Source organism: Pseudomonas sp. RA_35y_Pfl2_P32 (assembly GCF_963970735.1).
In the GTDB taxonomy this organism is placed as follows: Bacteria; Pseudomonadota; Gammaproteobacteria; order Pseudomonadales; family Pseudomonadaceae; genus Aquipseudomonas.
Genome location: NZ_CAXAQF010000297.1, coordinates 1 through 468 on the forward strand (window position 1 = coordinate 1; position 468 = coordinate 468).

Sequence of the window (468 nt, forward strand, 5' to 3'; positions counted from 1 at the left end):
AGCCGCTCCGCGACGTCGCGTTGATCCGCCAGACCACTGCCGAATTTGACTCGCTGAAGCCCGACGTCGTCATCGCGCGGCTGCGCGGGATCGCGGTCAAGGGCAATCCCTGGTTCGGCAACGCCGGAGAGCTTGTCGCGATTTCCTATCTCCGCCAGAATCGGCGGGATCTCGCGGGTGTGCTGTACGGTCAGATCGCGCGCGATCCGACCACGGAGGAGACGCTGCGGCAACGCGCGGTTCAGATGGCGGGCGTATTGGGTGTGGATGCCGTCACCGAGGCTAAGGAACAGAAATCGCAATGAAGATGACCAACCGCTTTCTCGTCGTGGCCGTGACTGCTGTCGCGCTCAGCGGCTGCGCTTCGATGAAGGGCAAGAAGAAAACGCCGGTGCTGGGGCAGCGCATCGCGATCTTGGCCGGGGAGCATGACGTGCTCGCCGACAAGACCATTGCGGGTGTCGATGT

Annotated in this window: 1 protein-coding gene; it reads left to right on the forward strand. The window is 63.5% G+C overall.

Features of this window, described 5'->3' with window-relative positions:
* On the forward strand, window positions 1-305 hold a 305-nt coding region (locus tag AACY45_RS28370), incomplete at its 5' end, for a hypothetical protein (RefSeq protein ID WP_339548787.1).
* Window positions 306-468: the final 163 nt, after the last annotated feature.